This window comes from Pseudomonas simiae (genome assembly GCF_900111895.1).
GTDB lineage: Bacteria > Pseudomonadota > Gammaproteobacteria > Pseudomonadales > Pseudomonadaceae > Aquipseudomonas > Aquipseudomonas simiae.
Genome location: NZ_FOKB01000003.1, coordinates 153,592 through 178,559 on the forward strand (window position 1 = coordinate 153,592; position 24,968 = coordinate 178,559).

Sequence of the window (24,968 nt, forward strand, 5' to 3'; positions counted from 1 at the left end):
AACAACCGGGGGAAGAAGAGGCGTTGGCGGTGGGTTATTCGCCCCAGACGTCCTTGAGGACGTTGACCCAGTTCTCGCCCATGATCTTGCGTACCACGCGCTCGGGGTGGCCGCGCTTGAGCAGGGTCTCGGTGAGGTTGGGGAACTCGCCCACGGTGCGGATGCCCAGCGGGTTGATGATCTTGCCGAAGCTGGTCAGACGGCGGGCGTAGCCTTTGTCATGGGTCAGCATTTCGAAGAAATCCTGGCCATGGCCTTGGGTGAAGTCAGTGCCGATGCCGATGGCGTCTTCGCCGACGATGTTCATGGTGTACTCGATGGCTTCGGCGTAGTCGTCGATGGTCGAATCGATGCCCTTGGCCAGGAACGGCGCGAACATGGTCACACCGACAAAGCCGCCGTGGTCGGCGATGAACTTGAGTTCTTCATCGGACTTGTTGCGCGGGTGCTCTTTAAGCCCGGACGGCAGGCAGTGGGAGTAGCACACCGGCTTTTTCGATTCGAGGATGACTTCTTCGGAGGTCTTGGAACCTACGTGGGACAGGTCGCACATGATGCCGACGCGGTTCATCTCAGCAACGATTTCACGGCCGAAACCCGACAGGCCGCCATCGCGCTCGTAGCAACCGGTGCCAACCAGGTTCTGGGTGTTGTAGCACATCTGCACCACACCGACGCCGAGCTGCTTGAAGATCTCGACATAGCCCAGTTGGTCTTCGAAGGCATGGGCGTTCTGGAAACCGAAAATGATGCCGGTCTTGCCTTGTTCCTTGGCCTTGCGGATGTCAGCGGTGGTTTTCACCGGGATCACCAGGTCGCTGTTTTCACGGATCAGGGTCTGGCTGGCCACGATGTTATTGATAGTGGCCTGAAACCCTTCCCACACCGACACGGTGCAGTTGGCGGCGGTGAGGCCCCCTTTGCGCATGTCCTCGAACAGGTCGCGGTTCCACTTGGCAATAATCAGCCCGTCGATAACGATGCTGTCGGCGTGCAATTCGGCTGGGCTCATCAGGCGTCCCCTTATTGGCGATTCATGCGCCGAATCGTCTGCCGGCGCTTTGGGGCCAGCATATGCCCAGGGGCCGACAGAGCCGGGTGCAAAAACGACAGGGGAATTGCCGAAAGCGTCAATCCGCGACAAAGGCTGTTGTGAGAGGCCTGACTGGCGACTGTTCTTTGTCTTACGCTTGAGCCAGAATTCCCGCATCACCTGATATGAGACGGCGCAATGAAATCGATTTTCCTGGCTTTGGCACTCATCGCAACCGGCGTTCACGCGGCCGAAGACACCGACAGCACGCCGTGCGACGGCATCGAAAACGACAAGCAAACCCTGGAATGCGCCTCTTACAACAAAACCACCGCTGAACAACTGCTCAAGGATAACTATCTGGGCCTGCTGGAACGCATGGCTTCGACCTATGGCAGCGACAAGACCAAGCTGGCGGACATTACCGCTCGTCTGAAGGATGCCCAGCAGAAGTGGGAAAAATTGCGCGACGCTGATTGCGCGGTGGACACCTTCCCAGCGGTAAACGGCACCAAGGCGTACGCGATTGCGCAAAATGATTGTTTGGCACGGATGAGTGATGAGCGGTCGGAGTTTTTGGAGTCGATTGGCCAGGAATAAGCGACAATCCTCGTCACTTTCTCTCCGAACCAAGGCTATTCATGAAGACTTGCGGCATCGAAATCAAAGGCAGCGAAGCCATCATCGCCGTCGCCTCTCTGGACAACCAGGTGTTGACCCACGTCGCTCTGGCCACGAAAAAAATCGCCCTTGAAGACGACGATGAAGCGGCCAACGTCAAAGCCTTCGCCGCTCAGGTGAGGGCGTTTGTGCAGGCAAACGCCATCGAACGTATCGCGATCAAGAAGCGCAGCAAAAAAGGGGAATTCGCCGGCGGCCCGACCACGTTCAAGATTGAAGGGGTGTTTCAGTTGCTGGAGGGTGTTGAGGTGACGCTGTTGTCGCCACAGACCCTCAATGCACAGAACAAGAAGCACAACTTTGATCTGCCGGCGACGCTGAACAAGTATCAGCATGAGGCGTACAAAGCGGCGTGTTCGGCGCTGGTCAAGAAGTAAGCCACACCATCAATCAGGGTGGGAGCGGGCCTCGCGAAGGCAGTGTGTCGGTATCAGAAGTGCTGACTGACACGCCGCCTTCGCGAGCAAGCCCGCTCCCACATTTGATCTCTGTGTTCTTCAGGCCGCTGCACGCTGGGGAATGGTGAGGGCGCTCCAGGCACTTTCGAATTCGGTCCACACGCCGGCGCGCAGCAGTTGGCCCAGATTGCTCGTTTCCCCCAGCTCCAATGCCACCTCACCAAGGAGGGTGCGCAACATTTCCGGGCGTCGGCCCACCAGATTATGAAAAGAACTGTAAATCATAGTCGCGAATACAATTAACTATAATCAGCCGTCAAACCACCTCCCGCCGCCGATCCTCCCTTGGGCATTTTGCAAACCGTGCCCGATAACTGCGGGTGAAATACGACGGCGATTCAAACCCGCACGCAATACTCACTTCCAGCACGCTCATGTCGCTCTGACGCAGCAGTTGCCGGGCTTTTTCCAGGCGCAGGCCGAGGTAGAAGTTACTCGGCGTGTCGTTCAGGTGCAGGCGAAACAGGCGCTCCAGCTGACGGCGCGTCACTTTGATCGCCTCGGCCAGGGCCAATGTGCTCAGGGGCGGCTCGGTGTGCTGCTCCATCTCGCCGATCACTTGCACCAGCTTTTTGTTGTTGATGCCATAACGCGTGGCGATCTGCATGCGTTGGTGGTCTTTGCGTGGGCGGATGCGGCCGAGCACAAATTGCTCGGAGACCTGGATCGCCAGCTCAGGGCCGTGGGCCTGGGCGATCAGGTCGAGCATCAGGTCGATGGAGGCCGTACCGCCGGCGCAGGTGATGCGGCGGCGGTCGATCTCGAACAGTTCCTGGGTCACGGTGAGCTGTGGATAAGCTTCCTTGAAGGCGTCGATGGCTTCCCAGTGCAGGGTCAGGCGATGACCGTCGAGCAGGCCCGCTTCAGCCAGCACACAGGCGCCAGTGTCGATGGCACCGAGGGTCACGCCCTCGTGGTCGAGGCGGCGCAGCCAATGTTCCAGCGCAGGGGTCGCGAACTGCAGCGGTTCGAAACCCGCCACCACCAGCAATGTGGCGCCTTTCTTCAACGGTTCCAGCGCCGCATCGGCGTTGACTGACATGCCATTGCTCGCCAGCACCGCGCCGCCATCGGCACTCAACACATGCCAACGGTACAGCTCGCCGCGAAAGCGGTTGGCCACCCGCAGGGGTTCCAGCGCGGAGATAAAGCCGATGGCCGAGAAGCCTGGCATCAGCAGAAAGTAGAAATCCTGGGACATGGTGGCGCTCTCGTCGGACGGGCAGCGTGGCACTGTGATACTCCCGTTCTCGGGTGGATTCAAGGGGGCAGGTCGCTGCAGTGCAAGAGCTGGTCGCCGCCGTGCGCTTTGTCCCCTCCAAAGCTACGTAACTTAAACCCGCAACATCAGCCTCACGGCGCATAAAGACGCCGGCCCCCACAATAACGACCTGCCGAGGGATCCACCATGAACCGACTGATCAGCCGCTGTGTGCTTGCACTCAGCGCCAGCGCCATCTTGAGCACGAACGTACTGGCTGCCGACGCGGCATCCTGCCAGAACGTGCGCATGGGCGTGGTGAACTGGACCGACGTAATCGCCACCAGCGCCATGACCCAAGTGTTGCTCGACGGCCTCGGCTACAAGACCAAACAGACCAGCGCCTCCCAGCAAATCATCTTCGCTGGCATCCGCGACCAGCGCCTGGACTTGTTCCTGGGTTACTGGAACCCGCTGATGACCCAGACCATCACACCGTTCGTCGACGCCAAGCAAGTCAAGGTCCTCGACAAACCCAGCCTGGAAGACGCCCGCGCCACCCTCGCCGTGCCGACTTATCTGGCAGACAAGGGCCTGAAAACCTTCGCCGACATCGCCAAGTTCGAGAAAGAACTGGGCGGCAAGATTTACGGCATCGAGCCAGGCTCAGGCGCCAACACCCAGATCAAGGCAATGATCGCCAAGAACCAGTTCGGCCTGGGCAAGTTCCAACTGGTGGAGTCCAGTGAAGCCGGCATGCTCGCCGCCGTCGACCGTGCGGTCCGCCGCAAGGAAGCCGTGGTGTTCTTCGGCTGGGCGCCGCACCCGATGAACGTCAACGTCGCCATGACCTACCTCACCGGCAGCGACGACGCCCTCGGCCCGAACGAAGGCATGGCTACCGTGTGGAGCGTCACCGCGCCGAACTACGCCGAGCAGTGCCCCAACGTGCACAAACTGCTGACCAATCTCACCTTCACCGCCGCCGACGAGAGCCGGATGATGCAGCCACTGCTGGATCACAAGGACGCCATCGAGTCTGCCAAGCAGTGGCTCAAGGATCACCCGCAAGACCAGGCGCGCTGGCTGGAAGGGGTGACCACCTTCGACGGCAAGCCGGCAGCGGCCAACCTGAAATTGACCAGCAAGTAAGCCCATTTCAATCACCGTTTCGCGGCCACTTTCGACCGCGAACGGCACCACTATGCCTGTAAGGAACCGCCTCATGAACCACGACGTCATCATCACCTGCGCACTCACCGGTGCTGGCGACACGACCAGCCGAAGCCCACACGTGCCGGTCACCCCCAAACAAATCGCCGCCGCCGCGGTGGAAGCCGCCAAGGCAGGCGCCACGGTTGTGCACTGCCATGTGCGTGACCCTGAAACCGGCAAGTTCAGCCGCGACGTCGCCCTGTACCGCGAGGTGATGGAGCGCATCCGTGAGGCCGACATCGACATCATCGTCAACCTCACCGCCGGCATGGGCGGCGACCTGGAGATCGGCGGCGGCGAGAACCCGATGGCGTTCGGCCCCAACACTGACCTGGTCGGCCCCTTGACTCGACTGGCCCACGTCGAAGAGCTGCTGCCGGAAATCTGCACGCTGGACTGCGGCACCCTGAACTTTGGCGACGGCGACACCATTTACGTTTCTACCCCGGCACAACTGCGGGCCGGCGCCAAGCGCATCCAGGAACTGGGCGTGAAAGCCGAGCTGGAAATCTTCGACACCGGTCACCTGTGGTTCGCCAAGCAGATGATCAAGGAAGGCCTGCTGGACGACCCACTGTTCCAACTGTGCCTGGGCATCCCATGGGGCGCGCCGGCCGACACCACCACCATGAAAGCCATGGTCGACAACCTGCCCGCCGACGCCGTGTGGGCCGGCTTCGGCATCGGTCGCATGCAAATGCCAATGGCGGCGCAAGCGGTGCTGCTGGGCGGCAACGTGCGGGTCGGTCTGGAAGACAACCTGTGGCTGGACAAAGGCGTGCTCGCCACCAACGGCCAGTTGGTGGAGCGGGCAAGTGAAATTCTCAGCCGCCTGGGCGCACGGGTCATGACCCCGGCCGAGGGCCGCGTGAAGATGGGCCTGACCAAACGCGGCTGACTTCCAAACACCCCACAACCCTGTGGGAGCCGGGCTTGCCCGCGATTGCGGTACGTCAGCCACCAAACGCACCAACTGACACACCGCTATCGCAGGCAAGCCAGCTCCCACCGGTGATCACCGAACTCTTTAGGAATTTGCCATGCGCTTTATCACTGAAATCAAAACCTTCGCCGCCCTCGGCAGCGGTGTTATCGGCAGCGGCTGGGTGTCCCGCGCCCTGGCCCATGGCCTGGATGTGATCGCCTGGGACCCGGCGCCCGGTGCCGAAGCCGCGCTGCGCAAACGTGTTGCCAACGCCTGGGGCGCCTTGGAAAAACAAGGCCTGGCGCCGGGTGCATCCCAGGACCGCTTGCGCTTTGTCGCCACCATTGAAGAGTGTGTGAAAGACGCTGACTTCATCCAGGAAAGCGCCCCGGAACGCCTGGAACTGAAACTCGACCTGCACAGCAAGATCAGCGCCGCCGCCAAGCCGAATGCGTTGATTGGGTCGAGCACGTCCGGCCTGTTGCCAAGCGAGTTCTACGAGGGCTCGACCCATCCTGAGCGGTGCGTGGTCGGCCATCCGTTCAACCCGGTTTACCTGCTGCCGCTGGTGGAAGTGGTCGGCGGCAAGAACACTGCGCCGGAGGCCGTTCAAGCGGCGATCAAGGTGTACGAATCCCTCGGCATGCGCCCACTGCATGTGCGCAAGGAAGTCCCGGGCTTTATCGCCGATCGCCTGCTCGAAGCCCTCTGGCGTGAGGCCCTGCACCTGGTCAATGACGGCGTCGCCACCACCGGCGAAATTGACGACGCCATCCGCTTTGGCGCGGGCCTGCGCTGGTCGTTCATGGGCACTTTCCTGACCTACACCCTGGCAGGCGGCGACGCAGGCATGCGCCACTTCATGGCGCAATTCGGCCCGGCGCTGCAATTGCCGTGGACCTACCTGCCAGCGCCGGAGTTGACCGACAAGCTGATCGACGATGTGGTCGACGGCACCAGTGATCAACTGGGCAAACACAGCATTTCGGCGCTGGAGCGCTATCGTGATGACTGCCTGCTGGCGGTGCTGGAGGCGGTGAAAACCACCAAAGCCAAGCACGGCATGACCTTCGCCGAATAAGGGAAAATCCTAACATGCCCGCACTGACCACCTACACCACCCAGGTCCACCCCGACTGGGTGGACTACAACGGCCATCTGCGCGACGCGTTCTATCTGCTGATCTTCAGCTACGCCACCGACGCGCTGATGGACACCCTGGGGCTGGACAGTGAAAACCGCGAAGCCAGCGGCCACTCACTGTTCACCCTGGAGTTGCACCTCAACTACCTGCACGAAGTGAAGCTGGGTGCCGACGTGGAGGTGCATACCCAACTCATCGCCCACGACGCCAAGCGCCTGCACCTCTATCACAGCCTGCACCTGGTTGGGGATGAAAAGGAACTGGCGGGCAACGAGCAGATGTTGTTGCACGTTGATCTGGCCGGTCCACATTCGGCGCCGTTCACCGAGTCCACACTGGAAAAACTCACGGCTATCAGCGCGGAGCAGGCTGACCTGCCGCGCCCCGCCCTGCTTGGCCGAGTGATTGGACTACCGCTGAAAAAATAGCCACTGAAAATACCCTTAGGAGCCACCATGCAAACCGCCGCCGCTGTCGCCGATTTCCGTACTTACCCGAAGATCTGCGACATCGCGGATGTACGGGTGCTGGAGGATCAGATCCTTGTGCAGTGGGCCGATGGACGGGTCAGTCCGTTTCATCATCAATGGCTGCGAGACAACTGCCCGTGCACCCAATGCGTGTACAGCGTGACGCGCGAGCAAGTGCTGGAGATTGTGGATGTGGACGCCCATCTCAGGCCGGCCTCGGCCCGTATTGATCAAGGCAACCTGAGCCTGGAATGGAGCGGCGGCCACCGCAGTCAGTACGATCCGGGTTGGCTGCGGGCGCATGCCTACGACGATGAATCCCGTGCCGAACGCCGTGCGGCAACGCCCAAATCGCGGCTGTGGGACAGTCGGTTCCAGCTACCGATCTTTGAGTATTCGGCCGTCATGGAAGACCCGAGCGCGCTGCTGCAATGGTTGCTGGCGCTGCGCGATTCTGGCCTGACGCAAGTCCGAGGCGTCCCCACCGAGCGCGACTCCCTGGCGCTGGTGGCCAAGCGCATTTCCTTCATCCGCGAGAGCAACTTCGGCGTGCTGTTCAATGTGCAATCCAAGGCCGATGCCGACAGCAATGCCTACACCGCTTTCAACCTGCCCTTGCACAGTGATTTGCCCACACGAGAGCTGCAACCGGGCCTGCAATTCCTGCATTGCCTGGTGAACGATGCCAACGGCGGCGAAAGCATTTTTGTCGACGGGTTTGCCATCGCCAACGCCCTGCGCACGGAAGATCCCGAAGCATTCAGGGCGCTGTGTGAAATCCCGGTGGAGTTTCGCAACAAGGACCGTCACAGCGACTATCGCCGCCTGGCGCCGATCATTGCACTGGATGCCTTGGGCGACGTGGCGGAGATTCGCATGGCCAACTTTCTACGCGGGCCCTTCGAGACCAGCGTGGCGCAGATGCCGCTGCTGTATCGGGCGTATCGGCGGTTTATTGCGATGACGCGGGAGGATCGTTTTCGGCTGGTCAAGCGCCTGAACCCGGGCGAATTGTGGTGCTTCGACAACCGTCGCACCCTGCATGCGCGCAATGCGTTCGATCCGGCCTCCGGGGCACGGCATTTCCAGGGCTGCTACATCGACCGCGATGAATTACTGTCGCGCATCCGGGTGTTGCAGCGCTAGACCGCGGCGCTGCCATCGCAGGCAAGCCAGCTCCCACAGGGAAATGCACTCCAAATGTGGGAGCTGGCGTGCCTGCGATGAGGCCGGTACTCACGCCACAAATCCCAGGCTAAAAAAAGCCCCGATCCAGCCGTGACTGGATCGGGGCAGAGTGCCTTGTGTGAGCGTTACATCCTGAGGGTGACCAAACCTTCAAGCTGAGTGCTTGAGTTCAGTGTGCCCATTAATACGGTCGGTAAATGGCCCGAAAACGACCTGCTCATAGCCATCTGAGGCATTCGTGCAATCTGCCCTTGCCGACCCTTTGGACGGCAACCAGAATCCAGGTCTAACCCCGTTCCCTTCACCAGGATAAACGTCATGATGCACGCGGATTTGATTGACCAGGATGACCTGCTGGGCCAACTGCGCTCACTGGGTTTCGAAGTGTCCAGCGGCGCCACCGCCGAGCAGGCCTGCGAGTGTGCGGTGCGTGGTTTGAGCGAGGCTCGGGCCAAGGCGCTCAAGGGGATGGTTGAGCAGATGTACACCGGCAGCGCGACGATCTTGCCGGCGGTGCGGCAGGCGATCGATAAGCAGTTGCTGCCGGCCTTGGTGCAGTTCAAGCAGAACTCGGGCGCCTGATAGTCCGCATTCGCGAGCACGCCCGCTCCCACATTCGACCGCATTTCAAAGGTGGAACTCGGTCACCTGTGGGAGCGGGCTTGCTCGCGAACGCAGGCGACTCGGTCTAGAGCCTTACGCTGGCGAAAGTCGACTCGTTCCTGGCCTGGCTCAACGCCGACATCGGTCCCGACAACGGTGACAATACCAGCGCCTGCGGGATCGGCATCATCGCCACCTGCTGGGTGGTGTTGGAACCTACGCGCTCATCCCGTGGCGGAATGCCAAAGTATTCGCGGTAGCACTTGGAGAAGTGCGGCGTAGACACGAACCCGCACACCGACGCCACTTCGATGATCGACATCGGCGTCTGCTTGAGCAACTGCCGTGCGCGGATCAAGCGCAGCTTGAGGTAGTAGCGCGATGGCGAACAGTGCAGGTATTTCTGGAACAGGCGCTCCAGCTGGCGACGAGACACCGCGACGTACACCGCCAGTTCGTCCAGGTCGATCGGCTCTTCCAGATTGGCTTCCATCAGCGCGACGATTTCCTGCAGCTTCGGCTGGTTGGTGCCGAGCATGTGCTTGAGCGGCACACGCTGGTGATCCTGTTCGTTGCGAATACGCTCGTAGACGAACATTTCGGAGATGGCGGCCGAGAGTTCACGGCCGTGGTCGCGGCTGATCAGGTGCAGCATCATGTCCAGCGGCGCGGTGCCGCCGGAGCTGGTGAAGCGGTTGCGGTCGAGGGTGAACAGGCGTGTGCTCATGGCCACGCGGGGGAAAGCTTCCTGCATCGAGGCCAGGCATTCCCAGTGCACGCTGCAATCAAATCCATCAAGCAAACCGGCGCAGGCCAGGGCCCAGCTGCCGGTGCACACCGCGCCGAGGCGACGGGACTGACGTGCCTGGCTTTGCAGCCACGACACATGTTCACGGGTAACGGTGCGCTGGATGCCCACGCCGCCGCACACGATCACCGTGTCCAGGGCCGGGGCTTTGTGCATGGAAGCATCGGGGGTGATTTGCAGACCGTCGCTGGCCCACACCTGGTTTCCGTCGACGCTCAAGGTCGTCCAGCGATACAGCTCGCGGCCGGAGAGCTGATTGGCCATGCGCAGCGGTTCGACTGCGGACGCCAGGGAAATCAGCGTGAAATTGTCCAGCAGCAAAAAGCCGATGGATTGAGGCGCACGGTTCTGGGGTTGGGCCCCGGAGTTGAACGACGTCATCGCAGTATCTCCTCACACAAAAGCGGGTGATGGCCTCAGGCGAGGCTCTTGTTATTGCGCTCTACATCCAGCGAGGAGAGAGGCTTTGAATTGATAGAGCAAATGCCATGCCTAAAATTGAATGGCCGTCCAATAACTCCTAAAAACGACCTGATGACGTGTCTAGATAAGCCCGCGCCGCACGTACGGATATAGCCGAAATCAGCCGTAGGAATGAGCCTATCCACAGGGGATGAGCAGATCGGTAGCACTTGTGGGAAGGCGCTTTGCGGGCGTGGGAGAAGTCTGTCACCCAAAGCACGGGTGACAGCAGGTCGGGCGGGAAATCGTTCGGTAGCTACTTATCTGTTTGCGACGCGCTAAAAGGTGGCGCTTTTGGATCCGGTGTTCACTTTATGAGCAGTGTTGCTTGAACTGCCGCTATCGCGGGCAAGCCCGGCTCCCACAGGGGCATGTATTCCAAATGTGGGAGCTGGCTTGCCTGCGATAGCGGCGTCACTGGCTCAACACTCCACAGCACTCACCGCCAACCCGCCCCGCGATGTCTCTTTGTATTTGTCATGCATATCCGCCCCGGTATCGCGCATGGTGCGGATCACTCGGTCCAGGGAGATAAAGTGCTGGCCGTCGCCCCGCAGCGCCATTTGCGCTGCGTTGATTGCCTTCACCGCCGCAATTGCATTGCGCTCGATGCACGGTACTTGCACCAGCCCGCCCACCGGGTCGCAAGTGAGGCCCAGGTTATGCTCCAGGCCGATTTCAGCAGCGTTGCACAGTTGTTCCGGCGTGGCGCCAAGAATCTCGGCCAAGCCGGCGGCGGCCATGGCGCAGGCCGAGCCTACCTCCCCTTGGCAGCCGACTTCGGCACCCGAGATCGAGGCGTTTTTCTTGCACAGGATGCCTACCGCCGCCGCGCCAAGCAGGTAGTCGACCACGTTGGCTTCGGTGACTTCCTCGCTGAATTTCATGAAGTAGTGCAACACCGCCGGGATGATCCCCGCCGCGCCGTTGGTAGGGGCCGTCACCATGCGCCCACCGGCGGCGTTTTCCTCGTTCACCGCCAGGGCGAACAGGTTGACCCATTCCATCGCGCTCAACGTCGAGCCGATCACATTGGGCTTGTTCAATTCCTGCAGGCTGCGGTGCAACTTGGCGGCACGCCGGCGCACGTTCAGGCCGCCGGGCAGGATGCCTTCGTGCTTGAGCCCCTGCTCCACGCAATCCTGCATGGCGCGCCAGAGCTTCATCAGTCCGCTGCGGATTTCTTCCTCGGAGCGCCAGGTTTTCTCGTTGGCCAGCATCAACTCGGCGACACGCAGGTTGTGAGTCTTGCACAGCTGCAACAGCTCGACTGCGCTGGAAAAATCATACGGCAGCTCGGTGCGGTCCATATCGGCCACGCCGCTCTGCGCCTGGGCTTCATCCACCACAAAGCCGCCGCCCACCGAATAGTAGGTGTCACGGTGCAGCTCACCGTGATCGCCCGTCACCACCAGGGTCATCGCATTGGGGTGGAACGGTAGGTTTTCGTCGAGCAGACGCATGTCCCGCGCCCATACGAAGGGCACCAGCAAACGGCCGTCCAGCAGCAACGTATCGGTCTCGCGCAGGGTGTGGATGCGCTGGCCGATTTGCGATGGGTCGATCGCATCTGGCCATTCGCCCATCAGGCCCATGATGGTCGCGGTGTCGCTCCCGTGACCAATGCCGGTGGCCGACAATGAGCCGTAGAGCTGAACTTCGACGCGCCGCACTTGTTCCAACAGTTCACGTTCACGCAAAGCCTGAACGAACAACGCCGCGGCGCGCATGGGGCCGACGGTGTGAGAACTAGAAGGCCCGATGCCGATCTTGAACAGGTCGAAAACACTGATAGCCATTAACGTGGGACTCCGCAGGTGAACAGGCCGGACACCAAGGAGCTGCTACGCTCAGATCGCCCAGATGGCGGCATCATCAAGCTTTTACTTGCCGTCACGGCGTCTCACACCGACGCACTCATGCTCACCAGCGTCGCTCCCGTGCGATCGCCTGTTTTGGCCGTTTTTAACGGTGCAGATGGGCAAAAACTGCAGTTTTGCCTGTGGAAAAATCTGTAAGCGACGTCACCGACACTGGATACGACCATCCCTGTACTGGATACGACGCCCCCTGTAGGCGTCAGATTTTCACTGGTACATGATCAGTCTCGACTCGTTTGCAAGGCACCGTGCCAGAGCTGTTGTCGCACGCACCAACCGCAACACTTATAAAGCGCGGCGAATGCCGCCAGAAAAAACACAGGAGTCTACCCAGATGAAAGGTTCACCCTCGTTGTTGTTGGCCGCCATGCTGAGTCTGCCAGTCATGGCGCACGCCGCAGAACCGGCACAATGTCAGACCGTCAACTTCTCCGATGTCGGCTGGACCGACATCACCGTCACCACCGCGACTACCAGCGAGATCCTCAAGGGCCTGGGCTACAAGCCGCGCACCACGATGATTTCGGTACCAGTGACCTACAAGTCGCTGGCCGACGGCAAGAACATGGACGTCTTCCTCGGCAACTGGATGCCGACCATGGAAAACGACATCAAGCAGTACCGTGATGCCGGCACCGTGGAAACCGTGCGCGCCAACCTGGAGAACGCCAAGTACACCCTGGCCGTCCCGGAAGCGCTGTACAACAAAGGCCTCAAGGACTTCGCCGATATCGCCAAATTCAAGGATGAACTGGGCGGCAAGATCTACGGCATCGAGCCGGGTAACGACGGCAACCGCACCATCCAGACGCTGATCGACAAAGACGCCTTCGGCCTGAAAACCGCAGGGTTCAAAGTCGTCGAGTCCAGCGAAGCCGGCATGCTCTCCCAGGTCGAACGCGCCACCAAACGCGACCAGGCCATCGTGTTCCTCGGCTGGGAACCGCACCCGATGAACACCCGTTTCAAGATGAAGTACCTGACCGGGGGTGACGATTCGTTCGGCCCCAACTACGGCCAGGCCACCATCTACACCAATACCCGCAAGGGCTACACCGAGGAATGCAGCAACGTGGGCCAGTTGCTGAAAAACCTGGTGTTCACCCTGAATATGGAAAGCACCCTGATGGGTAATGTCTTGGACGACAAGATGAAACCCGACGCCGCGGCGAAAGCCTGGCTGAAGAAGAACCCGCAAGTCCTCGACACCTGGCTTGCCGGTGTCACCACCATAGATGGCAAACCAGGACTCGACGCCGTTAAAGCCTACCTCGCCAAGTAATCCGCTATCCCCGGGGCGGTGCGCTGTCCCGGGATGTTTTCCCTCTTCGCATGTGGACATTCACTACCATGCTGACTGAACAGAAAATCCCACTAGGCCAGTACATCGCTGCCTTCGTCGAATGGTTGACCCAACACGGCGCCAACTACTTCGACGCAATCGCATCGACACTGGAAACGATGATCCACGGCGTGACGTTCGCGCTGACCTGGTTCAATCCGCTGGCATTGATCGGTCTGATTGCGCTGCTGGCTCACTTTATCCAACGTAAATGGGGACTGACTGTTTTTGTCATCGCCTCCTTCCTGCTGATCCTGAACCTGGGGTACTGGCAGGAAACCATGGAGACCCTGGCGCAAGTGCTGTTCGCCACCCTGGTCTGCGTGGTCATCGGTGTGCCGCTGGGCATTGTTGCCGCGCATAAACCGATGTTTTACACCATGATGCGGCCGGTACTCGATCTGATGCAGACCGTGCCGACCTTCGTCTACCTCATCCCAACCCTGACCCTCTTCGGGCTGGGTGTGGTGCCTGGGCTGATTTCTACGGTGGTGTTCGCGATTGCCGCGCCGATCCGCCTGACCTACCTGGGTATCCGTGATGTACCCCAAGAGTTGATGGACGCCGGCAAGGCCTTTGGCTGCTCGCGCCGTCAGTTGCTCTCGCGCATTGAACTGCCCCACGCCATGCCGAGCATTGCCGCCGGCATTACCCAATGCATCATGCTGTCGTTGTCGATGGTGGTGATCGCTGCCCTGGTGGGCGCCGATGGCCTCGGCAAACCCGTGGTCAACGCACTGAACACCGCCGATATCGCCCTGGGCTTTGAAGCGGGCCTGGCGATCGTGCTGCTGGCCATCATGCTCGACCGCATCTGCAAACAACCCGACGCTAAAGTAGGGGGTGATGCATGAGCATTATCCGATTCGACAAAGTCGACGTGATCTTCTCCAAAGACCCACGCGAAGCGCTCAAGCTGCTGGACCAAGGCATGAGCCGTAACGAGATCCTGAAAAAAACCGGGCAGATTGTTGGCGTGGAAAAAGCCAGCCTGGACATCGAGAAAGGCGAGATCTGTGTGTTGATGGGCCTGTCGGGCTCCGGCAAATCCAGTCTCTTGCGCTGCATCAACGGCCTCAACACCGTGAGCCGTGGACAACTGTTCGTCGAGCATGAAGGTCGCCAGATCGACATCGCCTCCTGCACACCCGCCGAGCTGAAAATGATGCGCACCAAGCGCATCGCCATGGTGTTCCAGAAGTTCGCCCTGATGCCTTGGCTGACGGTGCGCGAAAACATCAGCTTCGGCCTGGAAATGCAGGGCCGCCCGGAGAAAGACCGACGCAAGCTGGTGGATGAAAAACTTGAGCTGGTGGGCCTGACCCAATGGCGTAACAAGAAGCCGGACGAACTCTCCGGCGGCATGCAGCAGCGCGTCGGCCTGGCTCGTGCGCTGGCGATGGACGCCGATATCCTGCTGATGGACGAACCCTTCTCCGCCCTTGACCCGCTGATCCGCCAGGGCCTGCAGGACGAGCTGCTGGAACTGCAACGCAAGCTGAGCAAGACCATCGTGTTCGTGAGCCACGACCTCGACGAAGCACTCAAATTGGGCAGCCGTATCGCGATCATGAAAGACGGCAAGATCATCCAGTACAGCGTGCCGGAAGAGATCGTCCTGAACCCGGCGGATGACTATGTGCGTACCTTCGTCGCGCATACCAACCCACTGAACGTGTTGTGCGGCCGCAGCCTGATGCGCACCCTGGACAACTGCAAGCGCGTCAACGGTTCAGTCTGCCTGGACCCGGGCGGCGACTCGTGGCTGGACCTGGCCGAGGGCAACACCATCAAGGGCGCTCGCCAGAATGGCGCGGTGATGAACCTGCAGAACTGGGTACCGGGGCAAGCGGTGGAAGGTCTGGGCCGGGTGCCGACGCTGGTGGACTCGAACATCGGCATGCGTGATGCGTTGCAGATTCGTTATCACACCGGAAACAAGCTGGTGCTGCATGACAACAACCAGGTAGTGGGGATTCTGGGGGACAGTGAGCTTTACCATGCCCTGCTGGGCAAGAACCTGGGCTGACAAACACTGCACATCTCAATGTAGAAACTGGGTCAATGTGGGAGGGGGCTTGCCCCCGATTGCGGTGTATCAGTAACAGAAGTACTGACTGACACACTGCTATCGGGGACAAGCCCCCTCCCACATTTAGTTCTGTTTACACATTTGGACCCAGTGGTATCAGTGAGGACACCACCCGTCTTCAACTATCAGCTATAGACACGGCCAAGGAGCTGCCGATGGCTTTCAAACTGATCGAGCACGTCCCGGGTGATCTGCTCCTGGGTGAAGCCCATCAGGTCGTATTCCTGAGGTCCATTGTGCAGGTAGACCTCCGCGCGGTAGTAACGCGTGCGCTCTTCCTCGGGAAGGTCGCTCGGTGCCGACGAGTAAGCATCCAGGCTCACTTCGTAGACAAACGGGTTGCCCTCTGCCATCTCGATGCGCACACCGATGCAGCGCTTGGATTTACCCAGCAGGGTCTGCACTTCCAGCCCCTGTTCACGCAACGCCGTCGCCGCTTCTTCCAGCGCTGGCGTCACGTGCTTGTCCATGAAGCGTTGCACGGTGCCTTGGCTCGGTTGCAGGTCCAGCGCGGTCAAGCGCTCGCTGAAACCACGACGGCCCCGCTCGGCCAATTGCGCCTGCTCCTGTTCGATGGCCACATCCTGGCGCATGGCTTTGTGCAAGCCGAACATAAAGAAGATCAACACTACCGAGAATGGCAGCCCCGCCAGCACCACCATGGTCTGCATGGCTTCGAAGTTGCCCGCGAACAGCAAGCCGATGGTCACCAGGGTGATCACCGCCGACCAGAAGATCCGCAGCCAGTGCGGCGCATCTTCATCCACGTTGCCGCCTTTGCAGGAAAGGTTGGCCATCATCACCGCGCCGGAATCCGCCGGGGTCAGGAACAGCACGAAGCCCACGAAGATCGACACGCCGATCACGATTTTCGACGCCGGGTAATGCTCAAGCAGTTGGTAGATGGCCATGGAAGGCTGTTCCAACGCAGTCTTGCCCAACGCCACCGCACCCTGGTTCAGCACCAGGTCCAATGCCGAATTACCGAAGATCGACAGCCACGCCAAGGTGAAGCCCAACGGGATCAGCAGCACGCCGGCCACCAGTTCACGCACCGTGCGACCACGGGAAATACGCGCGATGAACATGCCCACGAATGGCGCCCAGGAAATCCACCAGGCCCAGTAGAACAGTGTCCACAGGCCCATCCAGCGTTCGGTCTTGTCGGCGTCGCCTTCGTACACGTAGAGGTCGAAGGTTTTCAGGATGATGCCGTTGAGGTAGTCACCGGTGTTTTGCACCAGACCGTTGAGCAAGTGCAGGGTCGGGCCGAACAACAGTACGAAAATCAACAGGCCGCTGAACAACACGATGTTGAGGTTGGACAGGCGCCGAATGCCGTTCTCAACACCCGACACGGCGGCGATGGTCGCCACGGTGCTCATCACGATGATCACGATCAACAGGTTGGTGTTGCTGTGCTCCATGCCGAACAGGTTTTCCAACCCGGACGACACCTGCATCGAACCAATCCCCAGGTTCGTCACCAGGCCCAGCAGGGTCACGAACATGCCGAAGCCGTCCACCGCGTGGCCGGCCGCGCCTTTCACCCAACGCTCGCCCACCAGTGGGTACAGCGCCGAACGCAAGGCCAGCGGCTGGTTATGGCGATACGCGAAGTACGCCACGGCCAGGCCGACCAAGGCATAGATCGCCCAGCCGTGCAGGCCCCAATGCAGGAACGTCAGTTGCAGCGCCTGGCGCGCGGCGCCATTGCTGGCGGCTGCGCCTTCGGGCGGGTTGAAGTAGTGGTCCAGCGGCTCGGAAGCACCGAAGTACAACAGCGAAATGCCGATGCCCGACGAGAACAACATGCCGGCCCAGGCGCCGTAGCTGAAGTCCGGGGTGTCGTCCTTGCTGCCCAGTTTCAACTTGCCGTAGGACGAAAACGCCAGACCCACCACGAACACCAGGTAGGCGGCGATGACCACCATGTAGTACCAGCCAAAGCTTTTCGACAGCCACGCCTGTGCTACGCCGAGCATGCGCCCGGCCTCCTGCGGGGCGATGATCAGGATGGCAGTCAACAACAGAATCAACGCGGTGGAGGTGTAGAACACCCAACCGTTGACCCGCACCTTTTCCGGCGGGGTCTTTATAAGAGAGGCAGAACTCATGGCGCAGATGCTCCGGGCAGTGCGAGAGAGAAACACAAGGCAACGGTTATCCCGGGACATCGATTTTTCGGCAGTCGACGGACGGGTGTTATAAAGACACCCCTAAAATTCTTGAGCCTCGCCGAAGCGACGCCCAGGCCCTGATACGGCCTGTTTCAAGGTTTTTTACAGGTGTCAGATGTCGCGGCTCACAAGTAGGAAATATCTGTAGGCAGCGACCATTTGTCGCAGATCTTATTCTTTGTTGATTGAACGTTCAATCAAAACAAAATAGACTGGCCCTCAAGCCGACGGACGTGGATCGTCCATCGGCAGGCCTAAGGAGAGGTGCTACATGCCCAAGGTCGGTATGCAACCCATACGCCGCCAGCAGTTGATCGAAGCCACACTGACGGCGATCGATCAGGTCGGAATGGGAGATGCCAGCATTGCGCTGATCGCCCGTTTGGCCGGCGTCTCGAACGGCATCATCAGTCACTACTTTCAGGACAAGAACGGCCTGATCGCCGCAACGATGCGGTACTTGATGAATGTGCTGATCGAGAACGTCCACGAACGCAGGCTTGCGCTGAAGGACGACAGCCCACGGGCGCACCTTCGGGTGATCATCGAGGGCAACTTCGACGCCAGCCAGGTCAATGGCCCGGCAATGAAAACCTGGCTGGCCTTCTGGGCCACCAGCATGCATCACCCGTCATTGCACAGGTTGCAGCGGATCAACGATCAACGTCTGTATTCCAACCTGTGCTGCCAGTTCCGCCGAGTGCTGCCGCTGCCGCACGCACGCAAAGCAGCCAGAGGCCTGGCGGCCCTGATCGACGGTTTGTGGTTGCGCGGCGCCCTGTCGGGAGACGCTTTCGACACGGAGCAGGCGCAACGGATCGCTTACGAATACATGGATTTCCAATTGGCCAAGCAGGTGAGTTAGAGCATCTATAACCGCTCAACCCCTGAACGGCTGTTGATCAGTGTTGCCAGACCCTTATGGCCCACTTTTCGGCGGTTAACGCCAACCACTTATGCACTTGCGAGGACTTTATGGCCCGTTTCGACCTGCAAAAACTCTACATTGACGGCGGCTACACCGACGCTGGCAGCGATGCCACCTTCGAAGCCATCAACCCGGCTAACGGTGAAGTTCTCGCCCAAGTGCAACGCGCAACGAAAGAAGACGTTGAACGTGCCGTGGTCAGCGCCGAAAAAGGCCAGAAAATCTGGGCTGCTATGACCGCCATGGAGCGTTCGCGCATCCTGCGTCGTGCCGTCGACATCCTGCGCGAGCGCAACGACGAGTTGGCCGCCCTGGAAACCCTGGACACCGGTAAAGCCTTCTCCGAAACCAAGTACGTCGACATCGTTACCGGCGCTGACGTGCTCGAATACTACGCAGGCCTGGTGCCGGCCATCGAAGGCGAGCAGATCCCACTGCGCGACACTTCCTTCGTCTATACCCGCCGCGAGCCGCTGGGCGTGGTCGCCGGTATCGGCGCGTGGAACTACCCGATCCAGATCGCCCTGTGGAAATCCGCACCGGCCCTGGCCGCGGGTAACGCGATGATCTTCAAACCTAGCGAAGTCACTTCGCTGACCACCCTGAAACTGGCCGAGATCTACACCGAAGCCGGTGTTCCGGCTGGCGTGTTCAACGTCCTGACCGGCAGCGGCCGTGAAGTCGGCACCTGGTTGACCGAGCACCCGCGCATCGAAAAAGTCTCGTTCACCGGCGGCACCGACACCGGCAAGAAAGTCATGGCCAGCGCTTCGAGCTCGTCGCTCAAGGAAGTGACCATGGAACTGGGCGGCAAGTCGCCGCTGATCGTGTTCGAAGATGCCGACCTGGATCGTGCCGCCGACATCGCGATGATGGCCAACTTCTACAGCTCCGGCCAGGTCTGCACCAACGGCACTCGCGTGTTCGTGCCCAAGCACCTGCAAGCGGCGTTCGAAGCCAAGATCGTTGAGCGCGTTGCACGCATCCGCGTCGGCAACCCGCAAGACGACAACACCAACTTCGGCCCGCTGGTCAGCTTCGCCCACATGGAAAGCGTGCTGGGCTACATCGCCAAAGGTAAGGAAGAAGGCGCACGCGTGCTGTGCGGCGGCGACCGTCTGACCGACGGCGAATTCGCCAAAGGCGCTTTCGTGGCCCCGACCGTGTTCACCGACTGCACTGACGAAATGACCATCGTCCGTGAAGAAATCTTCGGCCCAGTGATGAGTATCCTCACTTACGAAACCGAAGAAGAAGTGATCCGCCGCGCCAACGACACCGACTTCGGCCTGGCCGCCGGCCTGGTGACCAAAGACCTGAACCGCGCCCACCGCGTGATTCATCAGTTGGAAGCGGGTATCTGCTGGATCAACGCCTGGGGCGAATCCGACGCGAAGATGCCGGTGGGTGGCTACAAGCAATCCGGTGTGGGTCGTGAGAACGGTATCAGCTCGCTGAACAACTTCACCCGCATCAAATCGGTACAGGTTGAACTGGGCGACTACGCCTCGGTGTTCTAAGAACCGAGCCTTGTATTGCCTATAAGGCCGCCATCGGGGGCAAGCCCCCTCCCACACTGACTGTGTTCACAAGTTCAGATGTGTAAATACAGTCAAAGGTGGGAGGGGGCTTGCCCCCCGATGAGGCCCGACCTGACTAGACTTCAAAGAGGGTGCATCCAATGTCCCAAGAATACGACTACATCATTGTGGGTGCCGGCTCCGCCGGTAACACCCTGGCGACCCGTCTGACCGAAGACGAAGGCGTCACCGTCCTGCTGCTGGAAGCCGGCGGCCCCGACTACCGCTTAGACTTCCGTACCCAGATGCCAGCCGCCCTGGCGTTCCCGCTGCAAGGCCGCCGCTACAACTGGGCCTACGAGACCGATCCAGAGCCACACATGGACGGCCGTCGCATGGAATGCGGTCGCGGCAAGGGCCTGGGTGGCTCTTCCTTGATCAACGGCATGTGCTACATCCGTGGCAACGCCATGGACTACGACAACTGGGCGAAATTGCCAGGCCTGGAAAACTGGACGTACCTGGACTGCCTGCCCTATTTCAGAAAAGCTGAAACTCGGGACATCGGCCCGAACGACTGGCACGGCGGCGATGGCCCGGTCAGCGTGACCACGCCGAAAGCCGGCAACAACCCACTGTTCCACGCCATGGTTGAAGCCGGCGTACAGGCCGGGTACCCACGCACCGAAGACTTGAACGGCTACCAGCAGGAAGGCTTCGGCCCGATGGACCGTACCGTCACGCCAAACGGCCGTCGTGCCAGCACCGCGCGCGGTTACCTGGACACGGCCAAGAAGCGTTCGACACTGACCATCGTCACCCACGCCCTCACCGACAAAGTGTTGTTCGAAGGCAAGCGTGCCGTGGGCGTGCGTTACCTGATCGGCGCCGCCGAAGAACGCGTTGAAGCCCGCGCCCGTAAAGAAGTACTGGTGTGCAGCGGCGCAATCGCTTCGCCGCAATTGCTGCAACGCTCCGGTGTCGGCCCGGCCAAACTGCTGGAAAGCCTCGACATCCCGGTGGTCCATGACCTGCCAGGCGTCGGCGAAAACCTGCAGGACCACCTTGAGCTGTACCTGCAATACGCGTGCACCCAACCCGTGTCGCTGTACCCGTCGCTGCTCTGGTACAACCAGCCGGCCATTGGCGCCGAGTGGCTGTTCAACGGCACCGGCATCGGCGCCAGCAACCAGTTCGAAGCGGGCGGTTTCATCCGCACCCGTGAAGAGTTCGAGTGGCCGAACATCCAGTACCACTTCCTGCCGGTAGCGATTAACTACAACGGCAGCAACGGTGTGAAAGAGCACGGTTTCCAGGCGCACATGGGCTCCATGCGTTCGCCGAGCCGTGGCCGCATCCAGCTGAAGTCGAAGAACCCACGGGACTACCCGAGCATCCTCTTCAACTACATGGCCACCGAACAGGACTGGCAGGAATTCCGCGACGGCATCCGCCTGACCCGTGAAATCATGCAGCAGCCGGCACTGGACCCCTACCGTGGCCGCGAAATCAGCCCAGGTATTGACGTGCAAACCGATGAACAGCTCGACAAGTTCATCCGCGAACACGCTGAAACCGCGTTCCACCCGTCCTGCTCGTGCAAGATGGGCACCGACGAGATGGCGGTAGTGGACGGCGAAGGCCGCGTGCATGGCATGCAGGGTCTGCGCGTTGTGGATGCGTCGATCATGCCGATCATCACCACCGGTAACCTGAACGCACCGACGATCATGATCGCCGAGAAAATCGCCGACAAGATCCGTGGCCGCCAGCCACTGCCGCGCAGCACCGCCGACTACTACGTGGCCGGCGATGCGCCGGTGCGTGGCAAGCCGATGCGTGAAGTGGGCCCGCTGGCGCAGTAACTGATACACCGCGGTGCTGCCTTCACAAGCAAGCCCGCTCCCACCTTTGATCGGGTTCACACGGTCAAAATGTGGGAGCGGGCTTGCTCGTGAAGGGGCCTAACCATTCACTGCAAAACCTCTCCTTGATCGGCTACTCTGTTTGCCTGCCCGCGCCGAGCCGCCCACAAGGAAGGCCCCATGTTCGACCACCACGCCACACTCAAACAGCATTTCAGTGCCCTGCGCACTCGCGCCGAATTCTTCTCCCTGCGCTACGTACGCGAATCCGGCCAATACCTGGCCGTGCGCAAAAACGTCGCCGAACCACCACACCTGAACCACGACGAGGGCGCCATGCTCACCGTGCGCCTCAACGGTGTGGAAGCCTACGCAGCGACCAACGACATTTCCCTGCCTGGCCTGCAAGCCGCCCTTGAGCGTGCCGAACAGCAAGCCCGCCTGATCAAGCCCCACGCGCTACTCGACCTGCGTGACCAGCACGTCTCCAGCGATGTGGCGGACTATCTGTCCCCCGAACTCAACCAGCCCTTCCCGTCCCTGAGCGACTGCTACCAATTGCTGGGTGACGAATCCGCCGCGGTGCCCAAGGACGAGCGCCTGGTGAGCTGGGAAGTCAGCCTCGGCCTGACCCACGTCGAGCAAATCTACCTCAACAACGCCGGCGCCGAACTGCGCCAGGCCCAGCGCTTTGTATTCCCCGGCGTCAATGTCACCGCCTACGACGGCAACGACAGCCAGAGCCGCACCCTCGGCGGCAGCAATTTCGGCCAGCAAGGCGGGTTTGATGTGATCAGCCGCTTCGGCCTGGTCGGAGCCGCGCCACGCATTGCCGACGAAGCCGTGCAATTGCTGCTTGCACCCAACACCCCCAACGGCCCGCGTGACCTGTTGCTGATGCCCGACCAGATGATCCTGCAGATCCATGAGTCCATCGGTCACCCACTGGAGCTGGATCGCATCCTGGGTGACGAGCGCAATTACGCCGGCACCAGCTTTGTGAAGGCCAGCGACTTCGGTCACCTGCAATATGGCTCCAAGTTGCTCAACGTGACGTTCGACCCGGACATCCCCGAACAACTCGCCAGCTACAGCCATGACGACGACGGCACTCCCGCCAGCAAGCAGTTCCTGATCCGCGAAGGGCTGCTGCTCAAACCGCTGGGCGGTGCGCTGTCGCAATACCGTTCGGGCATGAGCGGCGTGGCCAACAGCCGGGCCAGCAGTTGGAACCGCGCCCCCATCGACCGCATGGCCAACCTGAACATCGAAGCGGGCGACAAGCGCCTTGCGCAACTGATCGGTGGCATCGAAAACGGCATCTTGATGTCGACCAACCGTTCATGGTCCATCGACGATGCGCGCAATAAATTCCAGTTCGGCTGTGAATGGGGCCAACTGATCGAGAACGGTGAGCTGAAAGGCGTGGTGAAAAACCCCAACTACCGGGCTATTTCCGCGAATTTCTGGCGCAACCTCAGCGCGGTCGGTGACGCCAGTACCTTCAAGGTGCTGGGCACGCCGAACTGTGGCAAAGGCGAACCCAACCAGGTGATCCGCGTCGGCCATGCGTCGCCCGCCTGCGTATTCAGTGATGTCGACGTATTTGGGGGAGACGCCTGATGAACACCTTCAAGGCATTGGTGGACTGGCTCAAGCACGCCATCACCGACAGCGAACAATTCCACCTCGGGTATGCGGATGAAGCGTCCGAGTTCGTGCGCTTCAACCACGCCAAGGTGCGCCAGGCCGGCCAAGTGCAACAGGCCAGCCTCAGCTTGAAACTGATCAACGACGGCCGCCACGCGGACCTCGGCATCACCCTGGCCGGCGAGCTGGAACTGGACCGCCAACGCTTGGCCGATGGCCTGCAACAGTTGCGTGAAACCCTGCCGTTGCTGCCGCAGGATCCGTACCTGCTGCTGAACCACAACGCCTGGCAAAGCAGCAACGAACAAACCCGGCCGTTGCCGGAACTGGCGCAGGTACTGGAAGACATCAAGGCGGCCGCCCACGGCGTCGACCTGGTCGGTTTCTATGCAGCCGGCCCCATCACCCGAGGCTTTGCCAGTTCGTCGGGCGCCTTCGGCTGGCACCAGGCCAATAGCTTCAATTTCGATTTCAGCCTGTTCCACGCCAATGGCGAAGCGGTGAAAGCCAGCTACGCCGGACACACCTGGGACAGCGCCGAATTTGCCGCGCGCTTCCAGCAGGCCCGCGAACAGCTTGAGTTCCTCGGCCGCCCACTGCACACACTGGCGCCCGGACACTACCGCGCCTACCTCGCCCCGGCGGCGATTGAAGAAATCATCAGCATCATCACCTGGGGCGGGTTTTCCGCCCAGGCGATCGCCAGCAAGGGCAGCTCGCTGCAAAAGCTGTATGCCGGCGAACAGTCCCTGAGCCCGCAGGTGACGCTGACTGAACAGATCAGCGGCTCCCTGAGCCAGGCGTTTTCCACCGAGGGTTATCCACGCGGCGACGTCACACTGATCAAGGCGGGGAAAGCCGATGGCCAATTGATCAATTCGCGCAGCGCTGCCGAATACGGCTTGAGCACCAACGGCGCGAGCAGTGATGAATCGCCCAGCGCCTTGCAGATGGCCGCCGGCAGCCTGGCCCAAGCCGATATCCTCAAGCAGTTGGGCACCGGGTTGTACATCAGCAACCTGTGGTACCTGAACTATTCGGACCTTCCGGCGGCACGCCTGACCGGCATGACGCGTTTCGCCACCTTTTGGGTGGAAGACGGCGAGATCAAGGCGCCGGTCAGCACCATGCGCTTTGATGACAGCGTCTACCACCTGCTCGGCACGCAGTTGGAAGCCCTGACCGCTGAACGGGAACTGCTGCTGTCGGCCAGCACTTACAGCCAGCGCAACACCGCCTCCAACCTGCTGCCGGGGGCTTTGGTAAAACGCCTGACGCTAACCCTTTAACCACCACTATCCCCTGTGGGAGCGGGCTTGCTCG

General features: G+C 60.7%; 23 protein-coding genes. 17 read left to right on the top strand and 6 right to left on the bottom strand.

The annotated features are described in order from the left end of the window. Window positions 1-34: 34 nt before the first annotated feature. Window positions 35-1,012 carry a dipeptidase gene (locus BMZ57_RS10685; RefSeq protein ID WP_010207105.1) on the bottom strand — a complete coding sequence of 326 codons (978 nt, stop codon included), beginning with the start codon at window positions 1,010-1,012 and terminating at the stop codon, window positions 35-37. 219 nt (window positions 1,013-1,231) lie between these two features. Here BMZ57_RS10685 and BMZ57_RS10690 point away from each other — a divergent pair, with 219 nt between their 5' ends. Both BMZ57_RS10690 and BMZ57_RS10695 read left to right on the top strand, forming a co-directional pair. Then, complete coding sequence (locus BMZ57_RS10690) at window positions 1,232-1,633, top strand: lysozyme inhibitor LprI family protein (RefSeq protein WP_010207107.1); 402 nt, start codon at window positions 1,232-1,234, stop codon at window positions 1,631-1,633. 41 nt (window positions 1,634-1,674) lie between these two features. Further along, window positions 1,675-2,091 (top strand): DUF3010 family protein, encoded by a 417-nt coding sequence (locus BMZ57_RS10695; RefSeq protein WP_010207109.1) that lies wholly within the window; start codon window positions 1,675-1,677, stop codon window positions 2,089-2,091. Window positions 2,092-2,211: 120 nt separating this feature from the next. On the opposite strand, the gene BMZ57_RS10700 is transcribed toward BMZ57_RS10695, so the two are convergent. Beyond that, window positions 2,212-2,352, bottom strand: coding sequence for a hypothetical protein (locus tag BMZ57_RS10700; protein WP_162098508.1), 141 nt, complete (start codon window positions 2,350-2,352; stop codon window positions 2,212-2,214). Window positions 2,353-2,428: 76 nt separating this feature from the next. After that, on the bottom strand, window positions 2,429-3,373 hold the full coding sequence (locus BMZ57_RS10705; protein WP_010207111.1) for a GlxA family transcriptional regulator: 945 nt from the start codon (window positions 3,371-3,373) through the stop codon (window positions 2,429-2,431). Window positions 3,374-3,580: 207 nt separating this feature from the next. Here BMZ57_RS10705 and BMZ57_RS10710 point away from each other — a divergent pair, with 207 nt between their 5' ends. From BMZ57_RS10710 to BMZ57_RS10735, 6 genes are all read left to right on the top strand, one after another. Beyond that, complete coding sequence (locus tag BMZ57_RS10710; RefSeq protein WP_010207112.1) at window positions 3,581-4,525, top strand: choline ABC transporter substrate-binding protein; 945 nt, start codon at window positions 3,581-3,583, stop codon at window positions 4,523-4,525. A gap of 73 nt (window positions 4,526-4,598) precedes the next feature. Then, window positions 4,599-5,486, top strand: a complete 888-nt coding sequence (gene cdhC, locus BMZ57_RS10715; RefSeq protein WP_010207113.1) for a 3-dehydrocarnitine:acetyl-CoA trimethylamine transferase CdhC — start codon at window positions 4,599-4,601, stop codon at window positions 5,484-5,486. 142 nt (window positions 5,487-5,628) lie between these two features. Further along, window positions 5,629-6,594: an L-carnitine dehydrogenase gene (locus tag BMZ57_RS10720; RefSeq protein ID WP_044287998.1), complete on the top strand. Its 966-nt coding sequence runs from the start codon at window positions 5,629-5,631 to the stop codon at window positions 6,592-6,594. A gap of 14 nt (window positions 6,595-6,608) precedes the next feature. After that, a complete protein-coding gene (locus BMZ57_RS10725) occupies window positions 6,609-7,085 on the top strand; it encodes a thioesterase family protein (protein ID WP_010207115.1) in 477 nt (158 codons plus the stop codon). 27 nt (window positions 7,086-7,112) lie between these two features. Beyond that, entirely contained in the window at window positions 7,113-8,273 is a 1,161-nt protein-coding gene (locus BMZ57_RS10730) for a gamma-butyrobetaine dioxygenase (RefSeq protein WP_069672925.1), read from the top strand. Between the two features lie 360 nt (window positions 8,274-8,633). Beyond that, window positions 8,634-8,897: a hypothetical protein gene (locus tag BMZ57_RS10735; RefSeq protein ID WP_010207120.1), complete on the top strand. Its 264-nt coding sequence runs from the start codon at window positions 8,634-8,636 to the stop codon at window positions 8,895-8,897. A gap of 106 nt (window positions 8,898-9,003) precedes the next feature. Here BMZ57_RS10735 and gbdR read toward each other — a convergent pair whose 3' ends face one another. Together gbdR and BMZ57_RS10745 are read right to left on the bottom strand one after the other, a co-directional pair. Then, entirely contained in the window at window positions 9,004-10,107 is a 1,104-nt protein-coding gene (gbdR, locus tag BMZ57_RS10740; RefSeq protein WP_005792167.1) for a choline metabolism transcriptional regulator GbdR, read from the bottom strand. 503 nt (window positions 10,108-10,610) lie between these two features. Further along, window positions 10,611-11,987 (bottom strand): L-serine ammonia-lyase, encoded by a 1,377-nt coding sequence (locus BMZ57_RS10745; RefSeq protein WP_010207121.1) that lies wholly within the window; start codon window positions 11,985-11,987, stop codon window positions 10,611-10,613. 18 nt (window positions 11,988-12,005) lie between these two features. Here BMZ57_RS10745 and BMZ57_RS29650 point away from each other — a divergent pair, with 18 nt between their 5' ends. The 4 genes from BMZ57_RS29650 to choV all read left to right on the top strand — a co-directional run bounded on the left by BMZ57_RS29650 (window position 12,006) and on the right by choV (window position 15,439). Next, window positions 12,006-12,206 (top strand): hypothetical protein, encoded by a 201-nt coding sequence (locus BMZ57_RS29650; protein WP_146136234.1) that lies wholly within the window; start codon window positions 12,006-12,008, stop codon window positions 12,204-12,206. Between the two features lie 196 nt (window positions 12,207-12,402). Beyond that, window positions 12,403-13,350: a choline ABC transporter substrate-binding protein gene (locus BMZ57_RS10750; protein ID WP_010207122.1), complete on the top strand. Its 948-nt coding sequence runs from the start codon at window positions 12,403-12,405 to the stop codon at window positions 13,348-13,350. A gap of 68 nt (window positions 13,351-13,418) precedes the next feature. Then, a complete protein-coding gene (choW, locus tag BMZ57_RS10755; protein ID WP_010207125.1) occupies window positions 13,419-14,264 on the top strand; it encodes a choline ABC transporter permease subunit in 846 nt (281 codons plus the stop codon). Continuing rightward, complete coding sequence (gene choV, locus BMZ57_RS10760; RefSeq protein WP_010207126.1) at window positions 14,261-15,439, top strand: choline ABC transporter ATP-binding protein; 1,179 nt, start codon at window positions 14,261-14,263, stop codon at window positions 15,437-15,439. Before choW ends, choV begins: the two co-directional genes overlap by 4 nt. 188 nt (window positions 15,440-15,627) lie before the next feature. Here the strand turns inward: choV and BMZ57_RS10765 are convergent, their stop codons facing one another. Beyond that, on the bottom strand, window positions 15,628-17,562 hold the full coding sequence (locus BMZ57_RS10765) for a BCCT family transporter (RefSeq protein WP_226994565.1): 1,935 nt from the start codon (window positions 17,560-17,562) through the stop codon (window positions 15,628-15,630). Between the two features lie 391 nt (window positions 17,563-17,953). On the opposite strand from BMZ57_RS10765, the gene betI reads away from it, so the two are divergent. The 5 genes from betI to BMZ57_RS10790 all read left to right on the top strand — a co-directional run bounded on the left by betI (window position 17,954) and on the right by BMZ57_RS10790 (window position 24,934). Next, entirely contained in the window at window positions 17,954-18,547 is a 594-nt protein-coding gene (gene betI, locus BMZ57_RS10770; RefSeq protein ID WP_010207128.1) for a transcriptional regulator BetI, read from the top strand. Window positions 18,548-18,657: 110 nt separating this feature from the next. Further along, window positions 18,658-20,130, top strand: a complete 1,473-nt coding sequence (betB, locus tag BMZ57_RS10775; RefSeq protein WP_010207130.1) for a betaine-aldehyde dehydrogenase — start codon at window positions 18,658-18,660, stop codon at window positions 20,128-20,130. A 161-nt stretch (window positions 20,131-20,291) separates the two neighbouring features. Next, on the top strand, window positions 20,292-21,995 hold the full coding sequence (gene betA / locus BMZ57_RS10780) for a choline dehydrogenase (protein ID WP_010207131.1): 1,704 nt from the start codon (window positions 20,292-20,294) through the stop codon (window positions 21,993-21,995). A gap of 180 nt (window positions 21,996-22,175) precedes the next feature. Further along, the gene (locus tag BMZ57_RS10785) at window positions 22,176-23,618 is read left to right on the top strand and encodes a TldD/PmbA family protein (protein WP_042571442.1); all 1,443 of its coding nucleotides are present in this window, start codon (window positions 22,176-22,178) and stop codon (window positions 23,616-23,618) included. Further along, window positions 23,618-24,934 (top strand): TldD/PmbA family protein, encoded by a 1,317-nt coding sequence (locus tag BMZ57_RS10790; RefSeq protein ID WP_044288002.1) that lies wholly within the window; start codon window positions 23,618-23,620, stop codon window positions 24,932-24,934. Before BMZ57_RS10785 ends, BMZ57_RS10790 begins: the two co-directional genes overlap by 1 nt. Window positions 24,935-24,968 lie beyond the last annotated feature (34 nt).

What these genes read in the sequence shown, in the direction of transcription:
- BMZ57_RS10685 (WP_010207105.1), bottom strand. Translation starts at nt 1,012, where the DNA reads ATGAGCCCAGCCGAATTGCACGCCGACAGCATCGTTATCGACGGGCTG.
- BMZ57_RS10690 (WP_010207107.1), top strand. Translation starts at nt 1,232, where the DNA reads ATGAAATCGATTTTCCTGGCTTTGGCACTCATCGCAACCGGCGTTCAC.
- BMZ57_RS10695 (WP_010207109.1), top strand. Translation starts at nt 1,675, where the DNA reads ATGAAGACTTGCGGCATCGAAATCAAAGGCAGCGAAGCCATCATCGCC.
- BMZ57_RS10700 (WP_162098508.1), bottom strand. Translation starts at nt 2,352, where the DNA reads ATGTTGCGCACCCTCCTTGGTGAGGTGGCATTGGAGCTGGGGGAAACG.
- BMZ57_RS10705 (WP_010207111.1), bottom strand. Translation starts at nt 3,373, where the DNA reads ATGTCCCAGGATTTCTACTTTCTGCTGATGCCAGGCTTCTCGGCCATC.
- BMZ57_RS10710 (WP_010207112.1), top strand. Translation starts at nt 3,581, where the DNA reads ATGAACCGACTGATCAGCCGCTGTGTGCTTGCACTCAGCGCCAGCGCC.
- cdhC (WP_010207113.1), top strand. Translation starts at nt 4,599, where the DNA reads ATGAACCACGACGTCATCATCACCTGCGCACTCACCGGTGCTGGCGAC.
- BMZ57_RS10720 (WP_044287998.1), top strand. Translation starts at nt 5,629, where the DNA reads ATGCGCTTTATCACTGAAATCAAAACCTTCGCCGCCCTCGGCAGCGGT.
- BMZ57_RS10725 (WP_010207115.1), top strand. Translation starts at nt 6,609, where the DNA reads ATGCCCGCACTGACCACCTACACCACCCAGGTCCACCCCGACTGGGTG.
- BMZ57_RS10730 (WP_069672925.1), top strand. Translation starts at nt 7,113, where the DNA reads ATGCAAACCGCCGCCGCTGTCGCCGATTTCCGTACTTACCCGAAGATC.
- BMZ57_RS10735 (WP_010207120.1), top strand. Translation starts at nt 8,634, where the DNA reads ATGATGCACGCGGATTTGATTGACCAGGATGACCTGCTGGGCCAACTG.
- gbdR (WP_005792167.1), bottom strand. Translation starts at nt 10,107, where the DNA reads ATGACGTCGTTCAACTCCGGGGCCCAACCCCAGAACCGTGCGCCTCAA.
- BMZ57_RS10745 (WP_010207121.1), bottom strand. Translation starts at nt 11,987, where the DNA reads ATGGCTATCAGTGTTTTCGACCTGTTCAAGATCGGCATCGGGCCTTCT.
- BMZ57_RS10750 (WP_010207122.1), top strand. Translation starts at nt 12,403, where the DNA reads ATGAAAGGTTCACCCTCGTTGTTGTTGGCCGCCATGCTGAGTCTGCCA.
- choW (WP_010207125.1), top strand. Translation starts at nt 13,419, where the DNA reads ATGCTGACTGAACAGAAAATCCCACTAGGCCAGTACATCGCTGCCTTC.
- choV (WP_010207126.1), top strand. Translation starts at nt 14,261, where the DNA reads ATGAGCATTATCCGATTCGACAAAGTCGACGTGATCTTCTCCAAAGAC.
- betI (WP_010207128.1), top strand. Translation starts at nt 17,954, where the DNA reads ATGCCCAAGGTCGGTATGCAACCCATACGCCGCCAGCAGTTGATCGAA.
- betB (WP_010207130.1), top strand. Translation starts at nt 18,658, where the DNA reads ATGGCCCGTTTCGACCTGCAAAAACTCTACATTGACGGCGGCTACACC.
- betA (WP_010207131.1), top strand. Translation starts at nt 20,292, where the DNA reads ATGTCCCAAGAATACGACTACATCATTGTGGGTGCCGGCTCCGCCGGT.
- BMZ57_RS10785 (WP_042571442.1), top strand. Translation starts at nt 22,176, where the DNA reads ATGTTCGACCACCACGCCACACTCAAACAGCATTTCAGTGCCCTGCGC.
- BMZ57_RS10790 (WP_044288002.1), top strand. Translation starts at nt 23,618, where the DNA reads ATGAACACCTTCAAGGCATTGGTGGACTGGCTCAAGCACGCCATCACC.